General features: G+C 67.6%; 22 protein-coding genes. 11 read left to right on the top strand and 11 right to left on the bottom strand.

From position 1 onward, the window contains the following. The first annotated feature begins 27 nt into the window (after positions 1-27). Positions 28-1,068, top strand: a complete 1,041-nt coding sequence (locus ACUTAG_RS20025; protein ID WP_006389023.1) for a quinone-dependent dihydroorotate dehydrogenase — start codon at positions 28-30, stop codon at positions 1,066-1,068. Between the two features lie 145 nt (positions 1,069-1,213). On the opposite strand, the gene phaP is transcribed toward ACUTAG_RS20025, so the two are convergent. Next, a complete protein-coding gene (gene phaP / locus ACUTAG_RS20020; protein ID WP_006389022.1) occupies positions 1,214-1,792 on the bottom strand; it encodes a TIGR01841 family phasin in 579 nt (192 codons plus the stop codon). A 382-nt stretch (positions 1,793-2,174) separates the two neighbouring features. Here phaP and ACUTAG_RS20015 point away from each other — a divergent pair, with 382 nt between their 5' ends. Next, positions 2,175-3,152 carry a tripartite tricarboxylate transporter substrate binding protein BugD gene (locus tag ACUTAG_RS20015; protein ID WP_006389021.1) on the top strand — a complete coding sequence of 326 codons (978 nt, stop codon included), beginning with the start codon at positions 2,175-2,177 and terminating at the stop codon, positions 3,150-3,152. A gap of 129 nt (positions 3,153-3,281) precedes the next feature. On the opposite strand, the gene ACUTAG_RS20010 is transcribed toward ACUTAG_RS20015, so the two are convergent. From ACUTAG_RS20010 to ACUTAG_RS20000, 3 genes are all read right to left on the bottom strand, one after another. After that, complete coding sequence (locus ACUTAG_RS20010; protein ID WP_006389020.1) at positions 3,282-4,145, bottom strand: IclR family transcriptional regulator; 864 nt, start codon at positions 4,143-4,145, stop codon at positions 3,282-3,284. 157 nt (positions 4,146-4,302) lie between these two features. Then, positions 4,303-5,115 carry a competence/damage-inducible protein A gene (locus tag ACUTAG_RS20005; protein WP_047992545.1) on the bottom strand — a complete coding sequence of 271 codons (813 nt, stop codon included), beginning with the start codon at positions 5,113-5,115 and terminating at the stop codon, positions 4,303-4,305. Positions 5,116-5,162: 47 nt separating this feature from the next. Continuing rightward, complete coding sequence (locus tag ACUTAG_RS20000) at positions 5,163-5,966, bottom strand: EI24 domain-containing protein (RefSeq protein WP_148319086.1); 804 nt, start codon at positions 5,964-5,966, stop codon at positions 5,163-5,165. Positions 5,967-6,029: 63 nt separating this feature from the next. Between ACUTAG_RS20000 and ACUTAG_RS19995 the strand changes: the two genes are divergently transcribed. Next, on the top strand, positions 6,030-6,413 hold the full coding sequence (locus tag ACUTAG_RS19995) for a thioredoxin family protein (RefSeq protein WP_006389017.1): 384 nt from the start codon (positions 6,030-6,032) through the stop codon (positions 6,411-6,413). An 88-nt stretch (positions 6,414-6,501) separates the two neighbouring features. Here the strand turns inward: ACUTAG_RS19995 and ACUTAG_RS19990 are convergent, their stop codons facing one another. Both ACUTAG_RS19990 and ACUTAG_RS19985 read right to left on the bottom strand, forming a co-directional pair. After that, entirely contained in the window at positions 6,502-7,947 is a 1,446-nt protein-coding gene (locus ACUTAG_RS19990) for a DEAD/DEAH box helicase (RefSeq protein WP_109442167.1), read from the bottom strand. A 244-nt stretch (positions 7,948-8,191) separates the two neighbouring features. After that, positions 8,192-9,142 carry a helix-turn-helix transcriptional regulator gene (locus ACUTAG_RS19985; RefSeq protein ID WP_006389015.1) on the bottom strand — a complete coding sequence of 317 codons (951 nt, stop codon included), beginning with the start codon at positions 9,140-9,142 and terminating at the stop codon, positions 8,192-8,194. 101 nt (positions 9,143-9,243) lie between these two features. On the opposite strand from ACUTAG_RS19985, the gene ACUTAG_RS19980 reads away from it, so the two are divergent. Genes ACUTAG_RS19980 through ACUTAG_RS19970 form a run of 3 tightly spaced genes read left to right on the top strand, consistent with a single transcriptional unit; the run spans position 9,244 to position 13,797 of the window. After that, positions 9,244-11,361, top strand: coding sequence for a TonB-dependent receptor (locus tag ACUTAG_RS19980; RefSeq protein WP_262352296.1), 2,118 nt, complete (start codon positions 9,244-9,246; stop codon positions 11,359-11,361). Positions 11,362-11,377: 16 nt separating this feature from the next. Continuing rightward, positions 11,378-12,628 (top strand): MFS transporter, encoded by a 1,251-nt coding sequence (locus ACUTAG_RS19975; RefSeq protein ID WP_035199570.1) that lies wholly within the window; start codon positions 11,378-11,380, stop codon positions 12,626-12,628. 2 nt (positions 12,629-12,630) lie between these two features. Further along, complete coding sequence (locus ACUTAG_RS19970; protein ID WP_262352297.1) at positions 12,631-13,797, top strand: FAD-dependent monooxygenase; 1,167 nt, start codon at positions 12,631-12,633, stop codon at positions 13,795-13,797. Positions 13,798-13,803: 6 nt separating this feature from the next. On the opposite strand, the gene ACUTAG_RS19965 is transcribed toward ACUTAG_RS19970, so the two are convergent. Both ACUTAG_RS19965 and ACUTAG_RS19960 read right to left on the bottom strand, forming a co-directional pair. After that, on the bottom strand, positions 13,804-14,139 hold the full coding sequence (locus ACUTAG_RS19965) for an AzlD domain-containing protein (protein ID WP_006389010.1): 336 nt from the start codon (positions 14,137-14,139) through the stop codon (positions 13,804-13,806). Further along, entirely contained in the window at positions 14,136-14,885 is a 750-nt protein-coding gene (locus ACUTAG_RS19960; RefSeq protein WP_006389009.1) for an AzlC family ABC transporter permease, read from the bottom strand. The genes ACUTAG_RS19965 and ACUTAG_RS19960 overlap by 4 nt, the downstream gene beginning before the upstream one ends. 186 nt (positions 14,886-15,071) lie before the next feature. Between ACUTAG_RS19960 and ACUTAG_RS19955 the strand changes: the two genes are divergently transcribed. The 4 genes from ACUTAG_RS19955 (at position 15,072) to ACUTAG_RS19940 (ending at position 17,853) form a co-directional block, all read left to right on the top strand. After that, on the top strand, positions 15,072-15,992 hold the full coding sequence (locus tag ACUTAG_RS19955) for a branched-chain amino acid transaminase (RefSeq protein ID WP_006389008.1): 921 nt from the start codon (positions 15,072-15,074) through the stop codon (positions 15,990-15,992). A 79-nt stretch (positions 15,993-16,071) separates the two neighbouring features. Beyond that, positions 16,072-16,284 (top strand): zinc-finger domain-containing protein, encoded by a 213-nt coding sequence (locus tag ACUTAG_RS19950; RefSeq protein ID WP_006389007.1) that lies wholly within the window; start codon positions 16,072-16,074, stop codon positions 16,282-16,284. 34 nt (positions 16,285-16,318) lie between these two features. After that, positions 16,319-16,741: a YybH family protein gene (locus tag ACUTAG_RS19945; RefSeq protein ID WP_006389006.1), complete on the top strand. Its 423-nt coding sequence runs from the start codon at positions 16,319-16,321 to the stop codon at positions 16,739-16,741. 11 nt (positions 16,742-16,752) lie between these two features. Continuing rightward, positions 16,753-17,853: a YheT family hydrolase gene (locus tag ACUTAG_RS19940; RefSeq protein ID WP_006389005.1), complete on the top strand. Its 1,101-nt coding sequence runs from the start codon at positions 16,753-16,755 to the stop codon at positions 17,851-17,853. Positions 17,854-17,896: 43 nt separating this feature from the next. Here ACUTAG_RS19940 and ACUTAG_RS19935 read toward each other — a convergent pair whose 3' ends face one another. Next, positions 17,897-19,405 carry a M48 family metalloprotease gene (locus ACUTAG_RS19935; RefSeq protein WP_162838330.1) on the bottom strand — a complete coding sequence of 503 codons (1,509 nt, stop codon included), beginning with the start codon at positions 19,403-19,405 and terminating at the stop codon, positions 17,897-17,899. 72 nt (positions 19,406-19,477) lie between these two features. On the opposite strand from ACUTAG_RS19935, the gene galU reads away from it, so the two are divergent. Next, positions 19,478-20,323: a UTP--glucose-1-phosphate uridylyltransferase GalU gene (gene galU, locus ACUTAG_RS19930; protein ID WP_024067870.1), complete on the top strand. Its 846-nt coding sequence runs from the start codon at positions 19,478-19,480 to the stop codon at positions 20,321-20,323. A 28-nt stretch (positions 20,324-20,351) separates the two neighbouring features. Here galU and ACUTAG_RS19925 read toward each other — a convergent pair whose 3' ends face one another. After that, a complete protein-coding gene (locus tag ACUTAG_RS19925) occupies positions 20,352-21,239 on the bottom strand; it encodes a cytochrome c oxidase assembly protein (RefSeq protein WP_006389002.1) in 888 nt (295 codons plus the stop codon). Between the two features lie 87 nt (positions 21,240-21,326). Next, positions 21,327-22,433 (bottom strand): porin, encoded by a 1,107-nt coding sequence (locus ACUTAG_RS19920; RefSeq protein WP_054472863.1) that lies wholly within the window; start codon positions 22,431-22,433, stop codon positions 21,327-21,329. Positions 22,434-22,470 lie beyond the last annotated feature (37 nt).

Raw genomic sequence — 22,470 nt, 5'->3', positions numbered from 1 at the left:
CCCAAAGACGTTCTACAATCCCGCTCCATGTCGATCCTCTTCCACGCCTATCCCCTGGCCCGCCCGGCGCTGTTCGCCATGGACGCGGAAACCGCCCACGAAGTCACCCTGTCGGGGCTGCAACGGGCCTATGAATGCGGCGCCACGCGCAAGCTCCTGCATGCGCAGCCCAAGGCGCCATGCACGCTGATGGGCATGCATCTGGCCAACCCCATCGGACTGGCGGCCGGCCTGGACAAGAATGGCGCGTATATCGACGCCCTGGGCAACCTGGGGTTCGGTTTCATCGAAGTGGGCACCGTGACCCCGCGCGCGCAACCCGGCAATCCCAAGCCGCGCATGTTCCGGCTGCCACGCGCCAATGCGCTGATCAATCGCCTGGGGTTCAACAACCAGGGCCTGGACGCATTCCTGGCCAACGTGCAGCGCAGCCAATGGCGCAAGCAGGGCGGCATCCTCGGCCTGAACATCGGCAAGAACGCCGACACGCCGATCGAGCGCGCGGCAGACGACTACCTGATCGGGCTGGCGGGCGTGTACCCGCATGCCGATTACGTGACGGTGAACATTTCGTCGCCCAACACCAAGAACCTGCGGGCACTGCAAGGCGGGGACGAACTCTCGGCATTGCTGGGGCAATTGGCGGACAAGCGCCGCGCGCTTGAAGACCAACACCAGCGGCGCGTGCCGATGGCGGTGAAAATCGCCCCCGACCTGACGGTCGAGCAGATCGACGCCATTGCCGACACCCTGCCCCGCCACGGCATCGATGGCGTCATCGCCACCAACACCACGCTGTCGCGCGACGCGGTCAATGGCATGGCGCACGCCGAGGAAGCGGGCGGGCTGTCCGGCGCGCCGGTGCATGAACTGTCGCTGGCGGTGATCCGGCGCCTGAAGGAGCGCCTGGGCGACAGCCTGGCGATCATCGGCGTGGGCGGGGTGCTGTCGGGGCAGCAGGCACGCGAGAAAATGCAGGCCGGCGCCGATGCCGTGCAGCTCTATACGGGACTGATCTATCGCGGCCCCGCCCTGGTGGGCGAGTGCGTGCGGGCCGTCCGCCGCTGAACGGCAGCCTTGCGCGCCAACTACGGCAAGCGGACGACAGGCAAAAAAAGAGGCCACCCCGAGGGGTGGCCCTAATTCCAGCTCTGCTCTGTCACTCAACAGTACTACATAACTGCAATTTGCGCAGCACCGCTGCGCCAAATACTTAGGCGCTGCGGCGGCTGCGGCTGGCGACCTTGGTGGCGGCGTCGGCGGCGTCCGTCGCGGCCTTGAAGGTCGCGTTGGCGGCGGCGTTCAGGTTCGACTCGGCGACTTCGGCGGCCTGCTTGGCGGCCTTGGTCAGCGAATCGTAGGCGCTGTTGGCGGTGGCCAGCGAGGACTTGATCAGGGCGACGGCGCTTTCCGAACCCGTGGGGGCGTTCTTGGAGAACTGCTCGACGGCGTCGGTCAGCTGCTGCTGGCCTTCGGCGATCTGTTCTTCGGTCAGCTTGACCAGGTTGCCCTGCACGCCAGCGACGATGTCATACACGTGCTTGGTGTAGGCCAGGGCCTTTTCGGCGCCCGGTTGCAGCAGGCCCGAGGCGAACGCCGCGGCTTCCTGCGGGTCCTTGACGTCGGCGGCTTGCTGCGACTTCTGGGCGACTTCGTCCAGGGTGGCGCGCACGACCTTCAGGTTCAGTTCGACCAGCTTTTCGAAGCCGGCGAACACGGCCGACTGGGCGGCCACGAAAGTGTTGATGCTGGCTTTTTGACGGTCCAGGACTTGTTGCGGGATAGCGCTCATAGAATTGCTCCTTTTAGGGTAGCCGGAGGCTGTCCGGCAGGTAAGGATGGTGTCTGCGACGAAATAAGGAACGTGCGCGGAAACTGGTACTACAAGCTACCGCCGGCCCGTTTGATGCACTGCACAATTGACATTCTACGGGCCAAAAAAACCTTGTCAAGCAATATTGGTGCAACGCAACAACTATTTGCACATTAACAGTGCAGGCGCCGGTGCCGATTTGATCCAGCACAAGGATTTCCCATGATTCGGGAAATACCGGACATGACGGCGTATCAATTCTTTTCTACACTGCTTGCACGCTGATGACAGACAAACACAAACGATAAGTCAGCGGTCAAAAACACATCGCAGCAAGCAAAACCCTGCAATTGGAGACTTCATGACCCTCATCCCCCGCACGCTTTCGGCCCTGCTCGCGGCCAGCGCCATGCTCGCGGCCGGCGCCGCCCACGCGGAATATCCGGAACGCCCCATCAACATGGTGGTGCCTTTCGCCGCAGGCGGCCCGACGGACAACGTCGCGCGTTCGCTGGCTGAAGCCATGCGGCAATCCCTGGGCCAGACTGTCGTGGTCGAAAACAAGGGTGGCGCGGGTGGCACGATCGGCACCACGCAGGTCGCCCGCTCGCAGCCGGACGGCTATTCCGTGCTGCTGATGCACGCCGGCTTCTCGACCGCGCCCTCGCTGTACAAGAATCCGGGGTACGACCCCTACAAGAGCTTCGAGCCCATCGGCCTGGTGGTCGACGTGCCGATGACCATCATCGCGCGCTCGGACTTCCCGCCCAACACCATCCAGGAACTGGCCGACTACGTCAAAAAGAACAAGGACAAGGTCTCGCTGGCCAATGCCGGCATCGGCGCCGCCAGCCACCTGTGCGGCACCATGCTGGTCGAGGCCCTGGGCGTGCAACTGCTGACCATCCCGTACAAGGGCACGGCGCCGGCCATGAACGACCTGCTGGGCAAGCAGGTGGACCTGCTGTGCGACCAGACCACCAACACCACGCAGCAGATCGACGGCGGCAAGGTCAAAGCCTACGCCGTCACCAGCCTGCAGCGCGTGCCCACCCTGCCCAAGCTGCCCACCATGGACGAGTCCGGCTTCAAGGGCTTCGAAGTGGGTATCTGGCATGGCATGTGGGTGCCGAAGGGCACGCCCAAGCCGGTGGTCGACAAGCTCGTCAAGAGCCTGCAGGCCGGCCTGGCCGACCCCAAGTTCCAGGAGCGCATGAAGCAACTGGGCGCGACGGTGCTGACCAAGGAAGCCAACCCGCAGGCGCTGGAGGCCAAGGTCAAGCAGCAGGTCCCGCAATGGGCCGAGCTGTTCAAGAAGGCCGGCGTCGAACAGCAGTAAGCCAGGAGCCCCGCCAGGCGGGGCCTGCGCTGCCTATCACGCCTGGTGGACATCCTGTCCCCGGCAGTGAAAAAGCCCCTCGGTTGCTGAAACCGCGGGGCTTTTTCGTTGGGGGATGCGGCAGGCGTATCAGGTGCGCATCGCCTCGGCCGCCATGCCCAGGCCATTGAAGCCGCTGGACACCGAGGGCTCGTAGCCCAGCGCCTCGGAAATGCTGGCGGCGGTATCGACCAGCGCCTTGATCCAGTCGTCCTGCAGCCGTTCGGCCGGCGCCGAGATCGACAGCCCGGCCACCAGCTTGCCGGTGTCATCGAAAATGCCCGCGGCGATGCAACGCACGCCCAGTTCCAGTTCCTCGTTGTCGCGCGCATAGCCATGGCGGCGCACCAGCGCCAGCTCGCGTTCGAGGCGCTCCAGGTCGGTCAGGCTATTGCGGGTGTGGCCGGCCAGGCCGGTACGGAGCGCATAGGCGCGCACCTGGCGGGTGTCGGCGGTGGACAGGAACAGCTTGCCGGTGGAGGTCAGGTGCAGCGGCGCCCGCCCGCCAATGGCGCGCACCACCTGCATGCCGGAACGCTCGCTCCAGGCGCGGTCGATATAGACGATCTCGTCGCCCTGCTGCACCGACAGGTTGACGGTCTGCCCGGTCAGCTTGTGCAGCGACCGCATGGCGGCGATGGCCGCCTCGCGCACGTTGAGTCGTCCCTTGACCAGCGAGCCCAGTTCAAGCAAACGCATGCCCAGCTGATACAGGCCGTTGTCCACCCGCTCGACGTAGCGCCCCACCACCAGGTCGTTCAGGATGCGGTGCGCGGTGGAGGCGTGCAGGCCGGTGGTCGCGGACAGTTCCTTGAGCGTGACGGGATCGGGCTGCGCGGCCAGCGCGTCGAGCAGGCGCATGGCGCGCTCGATGACCTGGATGGCGATGGGACTGCCCGAGGCGCCGTCGGTTTCGGCATCCAGGGCGTTGCGAGTGGAGGAAGGGCGGGACATAGGCGGGGAAAGGGCTCGCGCCGCGCCACCGGAAGAGCAAACTTGCGGCAACGCAGCAAACAGTTCTTTCCCGTATTGTGAAATTTACGGAGCCATTTGGCAACCGTTTTTTGGCCGGCCTATTGGGGACACTCCCCGATTCGGCCGGCATCTGTCCTCAGGCCGCGGGCGGCGCCAGCTTGCCGCCCAGGCGCAACACTTCGGCTCGCAGAAACGCCAATGCCTCGGCGGCCGCCTCGGGCTCGCCCTTCACGCCCAGGTCGATGTGCGGCGTGCCGCCGGCTTCGCCGACGCTGGGCAGACTGAAGGCGCGCACGCCGGGCCAGCGTGTTTCCACCGTCTGCATGGCCGGCGTGATGCGGGATTCCGGCATGCTGAACACCAGGAAGGAATGCTCGGCGTGGCGGCGCGTATGTTGCAACGCACGATAGCGCGTGTCGAGCGTCCATTCCAGCATCGGCCACGCCATCACCGGGAAGCCCGGCACGAAGGTGTGGTCACGGATGAAAAAGCCCGGAATGCGGTTGTAGGGGTTGGGCACGATCTCGCAGCCCTCCGGGAACACGCCCATCTGCAGCCGCTGCTGGTTCTCGGGCGCGCTCATGTCGGCCGTGCCCTGCCCCTTGGCCGCCATTTCAGCGGTGCGCAGCGCGATGGCCTGTTCGGCCTCGGGATGCAGGGCCAGTGGCAGATCGAGCGCGGCGGCGGCGGCCTGGCGGGTATGGTCGTCGGGCGTCCCGCCGATGCCGCCGCACGAGAACACCACATCCCCGGTGGCGAAGCTGCGGCGATAGGCCGCCACCAGGGTATCGCGGTCGTCCGGCAGGAATTCCGCCCAGCCCAACTGCATGCCGCGCGCGCCGAGCAGTTCCACGACCTTGGAAAAGTGTTTGTCCTGCCGGCGGCCCGAAAGGATTTCGTCACCGACGATGATGAGGCCGATGCGGCGGGAGGCGGGTTCTGCTGCCATGTCCGGTTCCAGAGAGTGGCGGTTGAGGGAGGCGGGACGACGCCGCGTCAGGCGATGTCGATGGTGCGATCCTGACGCAGCCGTTGCACCGCGTCCAGTCCGTAGTGGGCATAGACCAGCGCCGAGAACACCGGCAGGATGATCCAGGCCGGCGGCAGCAGGTTGAGCAGCGCGCAGATCAACCCGATGATCCAGAAGCCGCCATTGTTGCGTTCGAGGATGAGTTTGCGCTCGGCCGGGCTGGCATGCTCGACGATGGCGTCGACCCGCATCATGCGCGAGAAGGCGAAGGTCCACCAGAAGACCGGCAGCACCAGGGCCATCGGCGGCACCAGCCACAACGGCATGGTGAACAGCCAGCCGAGCACGAACGCGCCCGACACCCATACCGCGTTCCAGACGCTGACGGTGGTGGCCAGCTTGCCCTGCCGGCTGAGACCGGCGTATTCGCGCTGGCTGACGTGGCGCAGCACCAGCGGCATGACGAACACCGCGGCGATCGCCAGGCCCAGCACGCCCGACAGCGGCAGCAGGATCGACACGGCGACCAGCGGCACCAGATAGAGCTTGAGCGAGAACAGCCCCATCGCCAGCAGCCATTCGTCGGTGCGGTTGATGAAGTCCCAGTGCGAGGCCTGGGCGGCGAGCCAGTCGGTCAGGGGCGTCCAGAACAGCCAGAACAACAGCAGCGCGCCGACCAGCGCGATCAGGAAGGGCAGCAGCAGCGCGAACAGCATGGTCGGGTGGCACTGCGACACCAGCGCGCGCTTGAAGGCCTGTGCCACACCCGCCATGCTGCGGGTGTAGCGGCTGGCGCCGGGCATCTCGGTATCAGGGCGCAGGACAGGCATGGCGGGAACAATGGAAGGTGATCATCCCGGGTATGATAGTCAAACACGCTTTCCCGCGCTCGTATGACATTACTGGTTCCCGGCTCCGATCTCACCGCCCTGCGCGCCCAACTGGCGGCCTCGCCCAAGGCCTGGCTGGTGGCGTGCTTCTGCGCCGCCTGGTGCGACACCTGCGAAGAATACAAACCCAAGCTGCGGGCCCTGTCCAGTACCCTGCCGCACCACGTCTTCGCCTGGATCGACATCGAAGACCACGCCGAACTGCTGGGCGAGGTCGACGTCGAGAACTTCCCCACCCTGCTGGTCCAGGTCGGCGGGCGCGTGGTCTTCTACGGCCCCATGCTGCCCCATATCGGCCATCTCGAGCGGCTGCTGGAAAGCCTGGACGAACACAGCGCGCCGGTCACCGCACCGTTGCCCGACCTGCCACGGCTGCTCGCCGCCTGAATCCGCACATATGAAAAAAGCGCCCTGCCAGGGCGCTTTTCCGTTGGGCGCGCAGCGCGGCCGCGACGCCGGGGCGGCGATCGTCGCCCTACTTGCGGCTGCCACCCAGCAACACGGCAAGCTGGCGCTTGGGCGCGGACGAATTGCCATTCTGGCGCGGCGCCTGTTCCTCGGCCGGCGCCGACGGAGCCGACGGTTCGTAGGGCTTGAGGAAGAAGTCGTCCACCGGCTGGCGCGAAGCGCCGCCGCCCGAGCGGCGCTCGGAAGAGCGGCTACGTTCACGGCCGCCTTCGCGCGACGATGAACCGCGTTCCTCGCGGCGGCCATGGCTGCGCGCGACCAGTTCGGCCGGCACGTCGAGCGTGCCGCGCGGCACTTCGCGCTTGATCAACTTTTCGATGTCGAGCAGGAAGCGTTCTTCGTCGGCGGTGAACAGGGCGATGGCTTCGCCCGTGGCGCCGGCGCGGCCAGTACGGCCGATGCGGTGCACGTAGTCTTCGGCGTTGTACGGCAGGTCGTAGTTGATGACGCAAGGCACGCCGGCGACGTCGAGGCCGCGCGCGGCCACGTCGGTGGCCACCAGCACTTCGAGTTCGCCGGCCTTGAAGGCCTCGAGCGCCTTCATGCGGTCGGCCTGGGTCTTGTCGCCGTGGATAGATTCGGCCTTGACGCCGTCGCGCTCGAGTTCGCGCGCCAGGCGCGCCGTGCCGATCTTGGTGTTCGAGAACACGATGACCTGCTTGAGGCCCCGCGACTTCACCAGGTGCACCACCGCGGCGCGTTTCTGGTCGCCGCTCATCTTGTAGGCGATCTGCGTGATGGTGTTGGCCGTGGCATTGCGCGCCGCGACTTCGATTTCCACCGGGTGATTCAGGTAGGAACGGCCCAGCTTGCGGATCTCGTTGCTGAAGGTGGCCGAGAACAGCAGGCCCTGGCGCTGCGCGGGCAGCAGCCGGATGATGCGTTCGAGATCGGGCAGGAAGCCCATGTCCAGCATGCGGTCGGCTTCGTCCAGCACCAGGATGCCGACCTGGCTCAGATTGACGTTCTTCTGCTCGACGTGGTCGAGCAGGCGGCCGGGCGTGGCCACCAGCACTTCGCAACCACGGCGCAGCGCTTCCTTCTGCGGCCCGATGTCGACGCCGCCGAACACCACGGCGGAACGCAGCGGCGTCTGCTTGCTGTAGCGCTTGACGCTTTCGTAGACCTGGTCGGCCAGCTCGCGCGTCGGCGTCAGGATCAGCGCGCGCACCGGATGGCGCGCGGGCGAGGCGCTGGTATTGGCCAGCGGCATCAGGCGGTGCAGGATCGGCAGCGTGAACGCCGCGGTCTTGCCGGTGCCGGTCTGGGCCGCGCCCATGACATCACGCCCTTCGACCACGACGGGAATGGCTTGCGCCTGGATCGGGGTGGGCGTGGTATAGCCGGTTTCGGCGATCGATTGCAACAGCAGGGGATGCAGCCCGAAATCGGAAAACGTGGGCGTCGGCGCGGGCGCGGCGGCGGGTGCTGCGGATTGAGTGGATTCAGTCATCAGGGTTTGGCAGATACCGGGACCAGTAAAAAAAGAACAAAACGAGAGTGCTGCGAGCACTGCACTGCATATGCATCAGGACAACCAGAACGCGCGCCACGCTCGCGCGGCCACGTGCGAACCACCGCGAGGCGCAAGCGCATCGCAGGCAATCAGCACCCTGCCTTGCAGGCCAGGTGGCGCATTCTGGTTTCGATACTTATGAGGGCAGTACCAGGCCCGGATTGCTGTGGATAACTTGATTTTAGCGCAGCCGGGCGCCGGGGCGGTCAAGCCAGTGCCGGGGGGCGACTCCTTTGGCCTGGCGAAAGCTCTTGCTGAAATGGCTCAGGTTGGCGAATCCGGTGGCCAACGCGGCGTCGGTGACCCGGTATCCGGCCTCCAGCATGGACGCCGCGGCCTCCAGCCGGACCGACTTCAGGTAGGCGTGGACCGAGCGGCCGGCCACCTGGCGAAAGCCCGCTTTGAGCTTTTTCTCGCTCAGGCCGACCTCGCGCGCCAGCCGCGGCACCGTCCATTCCTCGCCATAGCGGACTTCGATCAGACGCCGGGCCTGGGCCAACTGGCGCCGTTCGCGGGCCGCCACCGGCGGTTCGCCGGCCGCGCCGCTCATGGTTTCCAGCACGATGGCCAGGGCTTCGAGCGCCTTGGCGCGCATGTAGAGGCGACGCGCGGTGGCGTCTTCGTGGCGGCAGTCCAGCACGTCGGCGGCCAGCCGTAACAGGCCCGGCGGGGCCGGGAATCCCGCCATCAGCGAGCCGGCCGTCGGCACGCTGTGATCCAGCACGAACGCGCCACGCAAGGCCGCGAGCGGCCTGCCCCCGGCACGCAGCAGCCCGGCGGGCGAATAACGAATGTCCACCAGACGGACGAGCTGCCCGCCCGACATCTGGAAACGGCCGCGCGCCCCGCGTTCGCCCGTCTGCACCACCGCCATGCCGGGACCGGCGCGCAGCGGCACCCCGCCGTCGATCGACATGCAGGCCTGGCCCTCAAGGAAGACCGCGATGCAGAACATGGGCGGCCCTTCGGCGGCGACATCCAGGTCAACGCCCGGCGCCCCGCTCCAGACCGACATGGTCAGGTCTTCGTCGAACGCTTCCAGGCGGGACAGCGCCTCCCAGGCGGCCGGGATGACCGCGGCCGGCAGGAGCGGATGGCCGCAATGGTGCCCGGGTCCGTGGGCGGTTTGCACGCGCGTGCCAGTGGCGAAATCCAAATTTAGACCCCGAATTGAATAGTGGCGGCACCGAAAGCGTTAGTCCGCGCCCGAACAAATAACAATAATTCTCATTAATGATTCTACTGAAAACCCGCTTCGACGACATGACACTTTCGCTCCCTTTCCGCCACACCGCGCTGACGGCCGCGCTCTGCGCACTGACACTTCCCGCCGTCGCGCAGCCCCAATCCGTCAGCGAGCTCGCTCCCATCACCGTCACCGCCAGCAAACAGGAACAAGCGCTGCGGGATATCAACGGCGCCGCCATCGTGGTGCCGGCCGAAACCCTGCGCGCCGCGCAGGTGGACAACACCCTGCAGTTGTCGCGCGTGCTGCCGGGCGTGCAGATGTCGGGCAGCGGATCGTTCCTGTTCCCCGTCATTTCCGTGCGCGGCATCACCTCGGCGCAGGATTTCTACAACCCCGCGCTTACGGTGTATGTGGACGGCGTGCCGCAATTGCCCACGTTCGCCTCCCAATTGCTGACCGACGTCGATCGCGTGGAACTGCTCAAAGGCCCGCAGGGCACGCTGTACGGCAAAAGCGCCATGGGCGGCGTGCTCAATATCGTGTCGCGACAGCCGGACGACACGCCTTATTTCCGCGCGACCGCGGGTGTCGCCAGCCGCGATGGCTACCTGTTCAAGGCCAGCGGCGGCGGGCCGCTGCTCGACAATCTGCTGTATGGCTCGGTGGCCGCCGCGGTCAACGACGCCCCCGGCCGGCTCGACAGCCCGGTCACCGGCGCCAGCCATATCGGCGGCACCTCGGCCAACGCGGGAACGGCGCGCCTGCGGCTGGCGCCAGCCGGCAGCCCCTGGGAGTTGGGATTGGCCGTCAGCGGCGAATGCACCCGCGGCAGCCAGGATGTCTACGTGCCCTTCGATACCCCTGGCAGCGGACAAGCGGCGATTTCCCCGAACATGCCCGCAACGCTGGCCGATCCCTACCAGAAGCGCTGCAGCGCAAGCCAGGCACTGACGGGCCGCTACGATTTCGACGGCTGGCGACTGGATGCGGTGGCCGCCTGGCAACGCCTGCACTACGACCGCCACTTCTCGCTCGGCTCGACCTTTACCAGCCAACCCGAGCGCTGGCGCCAGCAGGTGCAGGAGCTGCGCCTGTCCACCACCGGCACGCGTGCGGTCGACGGCGTCCTGGGCCTGTACCGCCAGCGGGTCACGCAGTCACGTTCCGCACTCAGCCAGATGCAGATGCCCGGGATGCAGCTCGACGCGTTCTCGGCCGGTTCCCGCAACACCAGCGAGTCAACCGCCGTCTACGGCGACGCCACCTGGCATGCCACCCGCGCGCTCGACCTGTCGGCCGGCCTGCGCTATTCCCGCGACAAGGCGTCCACCCGCTACGACGGCTCGACGCTCAATGGCATGACCTACGGTCAGGCCCCCTTCGGCGGCGCGGGCACGGCCTCCGGCAACACGGTGCTCGGCAAGCTGTCCGCCGGCTACCGCCTGTCGCCCGAATGGCGCGCATACGTCAACGCGGCGCAAGCTTACAAACCCGGCGGCTACAACCTGGCCCCGTCCAACCCCGCCGATGCGCGCCCCTTCGGCAAGGAACGTGGCGTGAGCTACGAAGCCGGCGCGCGCTTTGACGGCGATGCGTTGCGCGCGGGCGCCGCCCTTTACCGCACCGACATCCGCGACGCGCAGCTCTATGTCAGCGACCAGATCGGCTATCAGCACATCGAGAACGTCGGCAACACGCGCTCCACCGGCGTCGAATTCGACCTGAGCTGGGACGTGACCTCGCAATGGACGCTGGGGCTGGATGGCTTTCTCAACCACACCACGTTCCGCAGCTTCCACAGCCGCGCCGTCTGCCCCGGCTGCGATGGCAACCGCGTGCCGTTTTCGCCGGGCTATGGCCTGAACGCCAGCGCCCGCGGCCATTTCGACCCGGGTGTCGGGCGACTCTCGCCGGCCCTGATCGTGCGCCGGATCGGCGCGCAGTTCTTCGACATCGGCAACAGCCTGCGCCAGGACGCCTACACACTGGTCGATCTCAGCCTGGCGTGGCGCATTCGGCCACAGGTCGAGGCCACGCTGTACGTCAACAACCTGACCGATCGGCGCTATCGCACCTACGCCTTCGGCGGCGGCGCGCGCGGCAGCTACGCGCAGGTCGATCCCGGCCGCACGGTGGGCCTGAACGTCGCCTTCGAATACTGACCCGGGACCCAACGCGATGCCGAACGCCTCCCTCGCGCGCCTGCCCACCGCGCGGGTCATCGCCGCCATTGGCGGCATCTGCATGGTCCAGAGCCTGGTCAGCGGCATCGCCTTCCAGGGCGTGCCGACGCTGCTGCGCGACAGCGGCACGCCGCTGGACCAGGTTGGCCTGGCCTACCTGGCCTTCCTGCCCTGGGCCCTGAAATTCCTGTGGGCGCCATGGATCGAGCGCTATCGGCTGCCCCACGGGCAGGCGGGGCGCCGCACCCGCCGCATCGTGCTGCCCGGCCAGTGGCTGCTGGCCGCCCTGCTGTTCCTGCTGGCGGTCCTGGGGCAACCGACGCTGCCCGCGCTGCTGGCCGTGCTCGGCCTGATCTCGCTTACCGCGGCCACCGTCGATATTGCCGGCGACGCCTTCGCGGTCGAGCAATTGGCGGCGCGCCGGCGCGGCTGGGGCAATGCCACCCAGGTCGGCTCCAGCTACGTGGGCATGTTCCTCGGGGCCGGCCTGTTCGTGGTGCTGGCGGGCAGCCATGGCTGGCGCGTGGCGGCCGCCGCCATGGGCCTGCTGGTCCTGCTGCTGACCCTGCCGTTCGCCGGCTTGCGCGAACCGGCCCGCGCCACCGATACGCCACCGCATCGGCCCAGCCTGCCGCACGCGCTGGGTCGGTCCGGCGTGCGGCTGGGCCTGCTCATCACCGTGGTGTTCCAGATCGGTTCGCGGCTCGGCGCCGGCATGACCTCGCCACTGTTGCTGGACCGCGGCGTGCCGCTGGCCTCGGTGGGCTGGATCAACGGCGCCGGCGCGGTCGTCGCGGGCCTGGCGGGCACATTGCTGGGGGCGCTGGCGCTGCAACGCTGGCGCGCGCCGCGCGCGGTGGTCGCGGCCATGGCCCTGCAGGCGGCCGCGCTGATCCTGTTCGTGGCCGGCGTCGCCGCGCCCGGGCTGGGGCTGCCGGCCGCCAGCCCCGGCTGGCTGGTGGCGCTGACGCTGTTCAAGGCAGCCACCGCCGCCACGGGTTTCGTCACGCTGTACGCCTTTCTCATGGGCCTGGCGTCGCCGGCCCAGGCCGGCGTCGATTTCACGCTGTTCCAGTGCGCCGATGCGCTGGTCGCCATGGTTGGCGGCGTGGCCGCCGGTTGGCTGGCGCAGCACCTGGGCTACGGCGCCTGCTTCGGCATCGCCGCCGCACTGGGCGCGGCCGGCCTGCCTGTCCTTTCCGTCCTGATGCGGCGCGCCGCGCCGCTTTCATCTTCTGGAGAATGAACATGTCTGAACGCACCGTGGTCATCGCGGGCGCCGGCGTCGCCGGACTGGCCTGCGCCTGGTGGCTGGCCCGGCAGGGCTGGCGCGCCATGATCGCCGAACGCGCCCCGCACCTGCGTGACGGCGGCTACATGATGGGCCTGTCCGGCCCCGGCCTGCTGACCGCCCGCCGCATGGAGCTGGTGCCCGCCCTGCGCGCCGTGGAGCGCGAAATCGGCGAGAACGTCTACCGCGACCGCCGGGGCCGCGAAGTCATGCGGATCCGCTATCGCGAGCTGCTGCGGGAACTGGACTGGATCACCCTGCGCCGCACCGATCTCGTGCAGGTGCTGCATGCCGCCATCCGGGACCACGCCGAAATCCGGCTGGCCACCACCGTGGCGGGCTGTAGCCAGAACGCGGGAGGCGTGGACGTGACATTGTCGGACGGTACTTCGCTGCGCGCCGACCTGTTGATCGGTGCCGATGGCGTACGCTCGGCGCTGCGCGCGCAGGTCTTCGGTGCCGACGCGGCATCACCGACGCCGCTGGGATACCGCTACGCCGCCTATGACACCGAAGACGACACCGGCATGTCGCGCGACTTCGTCTCCTATGCCGCGCCGGGCCACCAGGTCGAGTACCACGGCCTGGACAGCGGCCGCAAGGCTGCCCTGCACGTTTGGCGCAGCCACGACACCGGTTGGGTGGAGCCGCCACGCCGCCTGGGCCTGTTGCGGGATCTGGCGCGCGGCTGCCATGCCGAGGTGGGACGGCAGTTGGACAGGCTGACCGCCGCCGCGCCCATCGTCATGGATGACCTGGCTTTGGTCGAGATGCCCCGTTGGCACCGAGGCCGCGTCCTGCTGGTCGGCGATGCCGCGCACAGCCTGTCCCTTATTTCTGGGCAAGGAGCGGGAATGGCCTTGGCCAGCGCCTACGTACTGGCCCAGGAACTGGGCAGGCTGCCGATTGAACAGGCCTTGGCGGCCCATGACCGACGGCTGCGTCCCGTGATCGACAGCCTGCAGCAGCGCAGCCGCAGGCTTGCGCCCGTCTACGTGCCCGCCTCGGCATTCGCCTTCGGCCTGCGCAACACGGCCCTGCGGTTACTGCCCAGGTTGATCCTGAAGCGCTACTTCCTCAGCGGGCTGAAATCCGAAATGGAGGCTGCCGCCGCGCTTGGCTGACCGGCCTCAGCCCGCCAGCCAGCGCAGCCCCCACAGCACCAGCATGCCGACCACGATGACCAGCACGGCGCTGCGGGTGCGCAGAAACACCAGGATGGCGATGATGCCTGCCACCAGCTTGTAGTCGAAGATGGGGCCCAGCCCGGCCTTCCAGGGCAGCAGGTCGGGCACCACGATGGCGGTGAGCGCGGCGGCCGGCGCGTAGCGCAGGGCACGGCGCACGCCGTCGGGCAGAGGAATGTAGTCGCCGAACAGCATGAAGCCGGCGCGCGTCAGCACACTGCACAGCGCCAGCAGCAGGATCGCAGAATAGACGTAGATTTCCGAAGGCCAGAGAGTCATGCGCGCGCCTTGAAGAAGCGTTCGGCCCACATCCCGGCCACCACGCCGGCGATGACCGCGGCAGCCAGGCCCAGGCGCAGCGGCAGCACCTGGCCGGTCCAGGCGACCACGCCCGCGGCCAGCATCGACACCAGCATGGGCTTGGAATTGGCCAGCGGCACGGTGATGGCCAGCAATGCCAACACCGCCGCAAAATCCAGCGACCACGCGGCCGGCACCATGGTGCCCAGGTAGATGCCGACGATCGACGAGGTCTGCCACACGAACCAGCCCGGGGCGATGGTGCCGATGAAATACCAGAGCTGTTCACGGGTGCCGCGCTCGGCCGCATCGCCGAAACGCGGCATGAACAGCACGAAGCCCATGTCGGTGGTGAAATAGCCCAGTCCCAGCCGCTTGGGCCACGACAGGTGGCGGAAATAGGGTTGCAATGCCGCGCCGAAGATCAGGAAGCGCAGGTTGACCACGCAGCCGGCGGCGAAGATCAGCCACAGGGGCGCGCCGGTGGCGATCAGGGGCAGCGAAGTAAGCTGGGCCGAACCGGCGTACAGCAGCAGCGTCATGGCCAGGGCCATGGATTCGGTGAGGCCGGACTTGACCATGGCCACGCCGGTCACCAGCCCCCAGGTGGCGGTGGCGATGAGCGCGGGCACGATGGCATGCACGCCGGCACGGAAAGCGGCGACACGCTCCTGGCGGACCGCCCGTGGGTCTTCGGTTTCGGGAAACGCGGACTCAGAGGACAACGGCAAGCCCCTGGGGAATCGGACAGGACGACATGGAAACTCTGTTGGAAGGAAACTCACGACAACCTGCTCGCCCGCCGGGGCCGCGGGCGCCGCAAGGCACCGCGCCGGTGCGCGAATAGGCCGCTATTGTAACCTCGCCGCTTGATACAATACGGCCCTCGGGTTTAGAGAGGGAGACAGGCCATGTCGATGGCTGACCGCGATGGCTTCATCTGGTATGACGGCAAGCTCGTGCCCTGGCGCGACGCGACCACGCACGTCCTGACCCACTCCCTGCACTATGGCCTGTCGGTATTCGAGGGCGTGCGCGCCTACCGTTCCGAGATCGGCACGGCGATTTTCCGTCTCGAAGACCACACCAACCGCCTGTTCAACTCGGCGCACATCTACCAGATCCCCATGCCGTTCGATCGCGACACGATCAACGAGGCGCAGCGGACGGTGGTGCGCGAGAACCAGCTCGAATCCTGCTACCTGCGGCCGCTGGTGTTCTACGGTCCTGAAAAGATGGGCGTGTCGCCCAAGGGCGCCAAGGTGCACGTGGCGATCGCCGCCTGGCCCTGGGGCGCCTATCTGGGCGAGGAAGCCCTGTCGCAGGGCATCCGGGTCAAGGTCTCGTCGTTCGCGCGCCAGCACGTCAACGTGACGATGCCGCGCGCCAAGGTCGCCACCACCTACGCCAACTCGATCCTGGCCAACACCGAGGCGCTGCAGGACGGCTACGACGAGGCCCTGTTGCTGGACACCGAAGGCTTCGTGGCCGAGGGCTCCGGCGAGAACCTGTTCCTGGTCAAGGACGGCGTGCTGTGCGAACCCGAGATCGCCTCGGCCCTGACCGGCATCACCCGTTCCACCATCCATGCGCTGGCCGCCGATTTCGGCCTGCGCGTGGTGACCAAGCGCCTGACGCGCGACGACGTCTACATTGCCGATGAAGCCTTCTTCACGGGCACCGCCGCCGAAGTGACGCCGATCCGCGAGGTCGACAACCGCCAGATCGGCTCGGGCCGGCGCGGCCCCATCACCGAGAAGCTGCAGAAAGCCTTTTTTGACATGGTGAATGGCCGCAACCCGAAGTACCATCACTGGCTGAGCAAAGTCTGATTCGCGCCGTCCTGCCTGGCGGGACGGCATTACTGCCCCAACCTACCGTCCTACCGGTATTTTTTATTCAGGAAATTCCATGACCGCCGCTGCCCCGGCCGCCGCCCCCCACGAAGTCATCGAAGTCGGCGCCGAAGACCTGCCTGTGTTCTGTCCGGGCCCCAAGGCTCCGCTGTGGAGCATGCACCCGCGCGTCTTCCTGGACGTCGCCCACACCGGCTCGGCGCGCTGCGCCTACTGCGGCGCCGAGTACAAGCTCAAGCCCGGCACCGTGCTGCACGGCCACCACTGAGAATCGCCGCTCAACAGCCATCCGCCCCGCCATCATGTTCGCCACGCCCGAAGAAGCAGAACACGCGTTCTACGAAGCCCTTGAGCAGGGGGACGCCGTCCGCCTGATGCAAGTGTGGGCGGACGACGAGGAAGTCGTCTGCATCCATCCGGGAGGCCTGCGCATCGTCGGCCACTCGGCCGTGCACGAATCCTGGCAACACGTGCTGGCGAACGGCCCGCTGCACATCCGGCCGCTGCGCCCGCTGGTCATGCTGAGCATGATGTGCGCGGTGCACGTGCTGGTCGAGCAGGTGGCGGTGCGCACGCGGGAAGGCACGCAGTTCGCCAACTGCTACGCCACCAACATCTATCACAAGGGCCCCACGGGCTGGCGCATGGTCATGCACCACGCCTCCTCGGCGCCCACCGAAGCCGGGGTGCTCGACTTGCACGACGTGCCCGACATGCTGCACTGATCGGGTCGATTTTGGCTGCTGCTCGTTTCGATACCACGCCCTGCCCCGTTCCCTCCTGGCTCCCCGGAGGCGATGCCCAGACGGTCTACGCCGCGCTGTTCGCGCAATACCACCGCATCGCTTTCGTGCGCGACCGGGTCGAAACGCCCGACACCGACTTCGTCGACTTCGACTGGACCGGGCCGGGGCTGTTTCCGCACAAGGCCGCCGACGGCGCGCCGGTCAGCGGGCAGCAACCCGTGGCCAACGGCAAGACCGCGGCCGCGCGCTGGATGACCGAGGCCGACTGGAAATCCTTGCCGCAGACGGCCGACACGCCGGCGCTGCTGCTGTTCCACGGCCTGGAGGGCGGCAGCAACAGCCGCTATGCGCAATCCATCGCGCACCACTTCCGGGCGCGCGGCTGGATCGTGGTCATCGCGCACTTCCGCGGCTGCTCGGGCGTGCCCAACCGCCTGGCGCGGGCCTATTATTCGGGCGATTCGGCCGAAGTCGGCTTCCTGCTGAACACGGTGCGCAACCGCATCCCGCACGCGCGCTGGCACGCCGTGGGCGTGTCGCTGGGCGGCAATGCGCTGCTGAAATACCTGGGCGAACACCAGGAGGACACCGGCTGGCTGACCGCCTGCGCGGGCGTCTCGGTGCCGCTGGACCTGGTGGCCTGCGGCAAGACCCTGTCGACCGGATTCTTCAACCGCAAGGTCTACACCAACCACTTCCTCAAGACCCTCAAGCACAAGGTGCTGGAGAAAGCCCATCGCTACCCCGGGGCCATCGACGTGATGCGCATCGCCCACGCGCGCGACCTGCGCGACTTCGACGATGCCTACACCGCGCCCATGCACGGCTTTCGCAATGCCCTCGATTACTGGACGCGCGCCTCCAGCAAGCCCTGGCTGCCGCGCATCTCGGTGCCGACGCTGGTGCTGAACGCGCTGAACGATCCCTTCATTCCCGCCAGCGCGCTGCCCAAGCCCGACGAATGCTCGTCCAGCATCCTGCTGCACCAGCCCACCGATGGCGGCCACGCGGGCTTTCCGACCGGCGCCTTTCCCGCCCACCTGGGCTGGCTGCCGCAGCGCCTGGGCCGCTTTTTCGAAACCGGGCTGTAAACGGCCGCCGTCGGGCGGCTCCCCACGGCGCATCCGGCGAGCGTCAGCCTGACTTGAAGCGCTCCAGCAGCTGGCGCTCTTCGGCCAGCTTGTCCTTGACTTCCTTGATCTGCACGTCGATCTGCGATTGCTCGTAGAAGTCGCTGGACATGCCGCGTGCCTGCTGCAGTTGCGATTCCGCCGCGGCGAAGGCGCCTGTCATCACGTAGTAGCGCGCCAGGTCGCGCCGCGCCTGCACCGGCTTGCCGGTGCGTTCCTCGCTCTGCGCCAGCATCTGGTAGAGGCTGGGCTCATCCGAGCCCCATTGCTTGATCTTGGCGCGCAGGTAGTCCTGCGCTTCGGCGTGGCGGCCGTTGGCCTGCAAGGCCGTGGCGTAGGCGATGCCCAGGGCCCGCTGCTCGGGCCAGCGTCGGGTGGCGGCCTGGGCCAGGTCCTGCGCGCGCCGGTTGTCCTTGCGGGCCAGCGCGATGTCGACGGCAAGCCTGGCCATCTGCGGCGAATCGCGGCCATCGGCCTGGGCCTGCGCGAGCTGGCGCTCGGCCTCGTCCAGGCTGTTGCGCTGGAAGGCCTGCAAGGCCAGTCCGTAGTAGGCCGCCGAGCGGCGCACGCCGGACAGGGCCTGGGCCTCGTCTTGCAGCTGCTGGCCGGCCGTGCGCAGGCTGACCGCGTCGCGGCCCTGCACCACGCGCATCTTGGCGCGGATGTACCAGAAGTCGTCGCTGTCGACATGGCGCGACACGGGCAGCGATCGCACGCGGTTCTGCACGTCGGACATCCGCTCGATCGACAGCGGGTGGGTGCTGGCCCAGGAACCGCCGCCCGCCCCTTCGTTCAGGCGCGAGGCGTTCATCAGGCGCGAGAACATCTGCGCCATGCCTTGGGCATCGTAGCCGGCCTTGGTCAGCATGGTGAAACCGGCCCGGTCGGCCTCGCGTTCGGCGTCGCGCGAGAAGCCGAGCTGGCGGTTGATGGCGGCGGCCTGACCGAACGCGGCCACGCCCATCGCCAGGTTGCCGCCACCGCCGGCCAGGGCCGCCAGCAGCGCGCCCGCCAGGCTCGCCAGCATGACCATGCTGTTCTGGCTCTGCTGCGTCATGCCGCGCGCGATATGGCGCTGCACCACGTGGCCGATTTCGTGCGCCAGCACCGCCGCCAGTTCCGATTCGCTGCCCGAGGAGACGATCAGCCCGGTGTTCACGCCGATGAAGCCGCCCGGCATGGCGAAGGCGTTGATCTCGGGATCGCGCACGCCGAACATCTCGACATCGGGCACCGCCCCGGGCGAGAACGCCGCCAGCTTGCGCCCCATGGTGGTCAGGTACTGGCTGAGTTCGGGATCGTCGACATAGGTCGGATCGCGGCGCCCCTGCGACATGATGGCTTCGCCTAGGCTGCGCTCCAGCGCGGGCGAGAGATCCGCGGAGGATGCGGCGCCCATCGAGGGCAACCCCACCGGCTGGGCCCAGGCCGTCGCCGGCAGGGCCGGGACGGCCAGCGCGGCACAGATTCCGAAGATCGCGCCCCGCTGCGCAATCGAGCAAATGGATGGCATTTTCCTGCGGTTCATGAGCCTATGATAGCGATGCGCTTAAAATGTTTCATCGATACCCCCAACGAGGTTTCAATGCGTCCCGTCCGTAAAGCCGTTTTCCCCGTCGCCGGCATGGGCACGCGCTTCCTGCCCGCCACCAAGGCGATGCCCAAGGAAATGCTGCCCGTCGTCGACAAGCCGTTGATCCAGTACGCCGTCGAAGAAGCCGTGGCCGCCGGCATCACCGACCTGATTTTCGTCACCGGTCGCAACAAGCGGGCCATCGAAGACCATTTCGACTCCGCGCCCGAACTCGAATCCGACCTCGAAAGCAAGGGCAAGCACGAGCTTCTCGCCATGGTGCGGGGCATTCTACCCGCCCACGTCAATTGCCTCTATATCCGTCAATCGGCGCCGCTGGGGCTGGGCCATGCCGTGCTGTCGGCCGCGCCGGCCGTGGGCGACGAGCCGTTCGCCGTGCTGCTGGCCGATGACCTGATCGACGCCGACACGCCGGCCATGAAGCAGCTGGTCGATATCGCCATGGCCCAGAACGCCAGCGTGCTGGGGGTACAGGACGTGCCGCGCGAAGACACGCGCAAGTACGGCATCGTCGCCACCCGTGATGGCGAAGGCGATGGCCGCACCGAACGCGTCACCCACATCGTTGAAAAGCCCGATCCCGACGCCGCCCCCTCGACCCTTGCGGTGGTGGGACGCTACGTGCTGGAAGCCGCCATCTTCGATCACCTGCGTTCGACCAAGATGGGCGCCGGCAATGAGATCCAGCTGACCGACGGCATCGCCTCGATGATGCGCGAACGCGCTGTCTATGCGCACCGCTACGACGGCACGCGCTACGACTGCGGCAACAAGGCCGGGATGTTCCAGGCCACCGTGGCGCTGGGCAGGAAGTACCACGGCCTGCTGCCGGAATGACGACGAGGCGGCCGCACGGGCCGCCTGATCAATCGCTTGCGTGGGCGCGGCCAATCGGCCGCGCATGACGCGCCCGCGCCAGGGCGTCGCGATCGGCCTTGCGCAGGCGGCCCTTGGCCGACAAACGCATCAGCGTCCCCAGGGCCACCATCAACCCGATCACCTCGACCAGCGCCGCGGGAATCCACATGGTCAGGCCGCCGATGGTCTGGTCGGTCTGCGCCGACATGGCGATGGCCCGGCCGCACAGCTCGAACAAGGGATAGATATCGCTTTCGGTGAAGGCGATGACGGCGCCCGCCACCATCTGCGGCAACATGGTCAGGATCGGCGAAATCACCCGGCCGCCCGGGGTCATCGCGGCCGGCGGGGCGGGCCGGCGGTCCAGGATCAGGTTCCAGTACATGAAGCCGCTGATCACCACCGACCAGTTCATCAGGCGGTAGAGCCGCCAGTCGAGCATCGAATAGAACTGCACTGACGGGATCAGCCAGACCAGCACCAGGAACACAAACAGCGTCGGCACGAAGATCTTGTTGGTCAGCACCGCCACGGTCAGGCGGCCGGCGCCGGTGCGCAGGAAGTCACGCAGCCGGATGCGCCACGCCATCGGCAGGCCGGCGCGCATGACCTGCCCGGGAAATGCCGCCATCACCAGCAACGGCCCCAGGTGGTGCAGCACCAGATGCTGGATGCGGTGGATGAAGAACATGCGTTCGGCGTAGTAGTCCAGCCGGGTGTGCATGGACAGGTACAGCAGCACCATGCCCGTCCAGAACAGCACGCGGCGCGCGCCCGTGACGTGATGCACACGCTGGCCGCGCACGAACAGCACGATGGCCACCAGGAAGGAGGCCACCAGCGTGGGAGAGAACTCCCAGGGTATGAGCCATTCGAGACTGTCCATGCGGGTCATCCGGAAAATGCCGACGGGGGCGTGGCGGGTTCGGGCCGGAACACGCAGCCGGGTCGATTGTAGTAGACCCGGCCGCCCCCGTACGGCTCAGAACCGGTGCGAAATGCCCGTACCGAAGCGCGAGGTGTGGGAATGGCCAGGGTCGAACTGGTTGTCCAGGGTGTAATTGGACGCGTAACCGGCGAACGCGTAGAGCGTGGTGCGCGGCGACAGGTCATACGTATACCCCAATGTCACCAATTGCGCATTGCGCGCCGTCGAACCGTCCTCCCATTTCCAGTCGGGCCGCGCCAGCGACCACTGCGCCACCACGGCGCCGTGGCCCACTGGCACGCTGGCGCCCAGCAGCCAGGCGTTGACGCTGCCGCCGCGCGCAAAGGCCGCCGGCCCCAGGTTCTGCCCCAGGCTGTCCGGATCGCCACCATCCAGCCCGACGTAGCCATTGCGCTGGCGCGACCAGGCGACCGACACCTTGACGACTTCGAAATCGTAGGACGCCCCAAGCTGCACCGCCCGCGGCCGCCCCGCCTGGCCCGCCGGCGGCTCGGCCAGACGCAACTGGTCCCAGGTGGCGACCGCCAGCAAGGGACCGTCCTCGTACTTCAGGCCCAGGCTCAGCGCGCGGTTGTTGGCCGCGGTCTTGAAGCGGTCGCGGCCGTCGGCGTCGAAGGAATAGCCGATGCCCGCCTGCAAGCCCTGCCAGGTGGGCGTGTAATAGTTGACCAGGTTGCTGAACTGGTAGTTGTCGGAGGCCTTGAAGGTGGCGCCCATGCCCATTTCCTTCCATGACGCCAGCTCCAGCGCGTTGCCGTAGGTCTTGCCGACCGTGTACTGGCGCCCCAGGCGCAGGTCGCCGTAGCGATCATGGGCCAGACCGACCCAGGCGCCGTAGTTGAACAGGCGGTCGTCGTCGGCGCGCTTGCCGGTGGACGGATCGAAACCGCTTTCGAGCTGGAAACGGCTGCTCCAGCCGTCGCCCAGGTCGTCGGAACCGCGCAGGCCCCACAGGGAGTCGGTCAGGCCGCCGTTGAGCAGGCCGTTGTGCGTGCCCTGGCCGGAGGTATGGGTGGTGGCCACGCCCGCGTCGACCACGCCGTAAAGCGCTACGCCCGACGCCCCGCCGGCCGCACAGGTGGCCAACGGCCAGCTGGCCGCGCCCGCCACCAGGGTGGTGGCAACAGTCGAGATTTTCATGCACATCTCCTGAACCCGGCGGCGGGCCCTCCGCCGC

This window comes from Achromobacter sp. CSND-B12 (assembly GCF_052906545.1).
This window is presented reverse-complemented; position numbering and strand designations above follow the sequence as displayed.

Excerpts from the sequence above, each read along its gene's own strand:
- phaP (WP_006389022.1), bottom strand. The coding sequence starts at position 1,792 with ATGAGCGCTATCCCGCAACAAGTCCTGGACCGTCAAAAAGCCAGCATC.
- ACUTAG_RS19975 (WP_035199570.1), top strand. The coding sequence starts at position 11,378 with ATGCCGAACGCCTCCCTCGCGCGCCTGCCCACCGCGCGGGTCATCGCC.
- ACUTAG_RS19945 (WP_006389006.1), top strand. The coding sequence starts at position 16,319 with ATGTTCGCCACGCCCGAAGAAGCAGAACACGCGTTCTACGAAGCCCTT.
- ACUTAG_RS19955 (WP_006389008.1), top strand. The coding sequence starts at position 15,072 with ATGTCGATGGCTGACCGCGATGGCTTCATCTGGTATGACGGCAAGCTC.
- ACUTAG_RS19925 (WP_006389002.1), bottom strand. The coding sequence starts at position 21,239 with ATGACCCGCATGGACAGTCTCGAATGGCTCATACCCTGGGAGTTCTCT.
- ACUTAG_RS19950 (WP_006389007.1), top strand. The coding sequence starts at position 16,072 with ATGACCGCCGCTGCCCCGGCCGCCGCCCCCCACGAAGTCATCGAAGTC.
- ACUTAG_RS20010 (WP_006389020.1), bottom strand. The coding sequence starts at position 4,145 with ATGTCCCGCCCTTCCTCCACTCGCAACGCCCTGGATGCCGAAACCGAC.
- ACUTAG_RS19965 (WP_006389010.1), bottom strand. The coding sequence starts at position 14,139 with ATGACTCTCTGGCCTTCGGAAATCTACGTCTATTCTGCGATCCTGCTG.
- ACUTAG_RS19980 (WP_262352296.1), top strand. The coding sequence starts at position 9,244 with ATGATTCTACTGAAAACCCGCTTCGACGACATGACACTTTCGCTCCCT.
- ACUTAG_RS19990 (WP_109442167.1), bottom strand. The coding sequence starts at position 7,947 with ATGACTGAATCCACTCAATCCGCAGCACCCGCCGCCGCGCCCGCGCCG.
- ACUTAG_RS19920 (WP_054472863.1), bottom strand. The coding sequence starts at position 22,433 with ATGAAAATCTCGACTGTTGCCACCACCCTGGTGGCGGGCGCGGCCAGC.
- ACUTAG_RS20015 (WP_006389021.1), top strand. The coding sequence starts at position 2,175 with ATGACCCTCATCCCCCGCACGCTTTCGGCCCTGCTCGCGGCCAGCGCC.
- galU (WP_024067870.1), top strand. The coding sequence starts at position 19,478 with ATGCGTCCCGTCCGTAAAGCCGTTTTCCCCGTCGCCGGCATGGGCACG.
- ACUTAG_RS20025 (WP_006389023.1), top strand. The coding sequence starts at position 28 with ATGTCGATCCTCTTCCACGCCTATCCCCTGGCCCGCCCGGCGCTGTTC.
- ACUTAG_RS20000 (WP_148319086.1), bottom strand. The coding sequence starts at position 5,966 with ATGCCTGTCCTGCGCCCTGATACCGAGATGCCCGGCGCCAGCCGCTAC.
- ACUTAG_RS19970 (WP_262352297.1), top strand. The coding sequence starts at position 12,631 with ATGTCTGAACGCACCGTGGTCATCGCGGGCGCCGGCGTCGCCGGACTG.
- ACUTAG_RS20005 (WP_047992545.1), bottom strand. The coding sequence starts at position 5,115 with ATGGCAGCAGAACCCGCCTCCCGCCGCATCGGCCTCATCATCGTCGGT.
- ACUTAG_RS19995 (WP_006389017.1), top strand. The coding sequence starts at position 6,030 with ATGACATTACTGGTTCCCGGCTCCGATCTCACCGCCCTGCGCGCCCAA.
- ACUTAG_RS19935 (WP_162838330.1), bottom strand. The coding sequence starts at position 19,405 with ATGCCATCCATTTGCTCGATTGCGCAGCGGGGCGCGATCTTCGGAATC.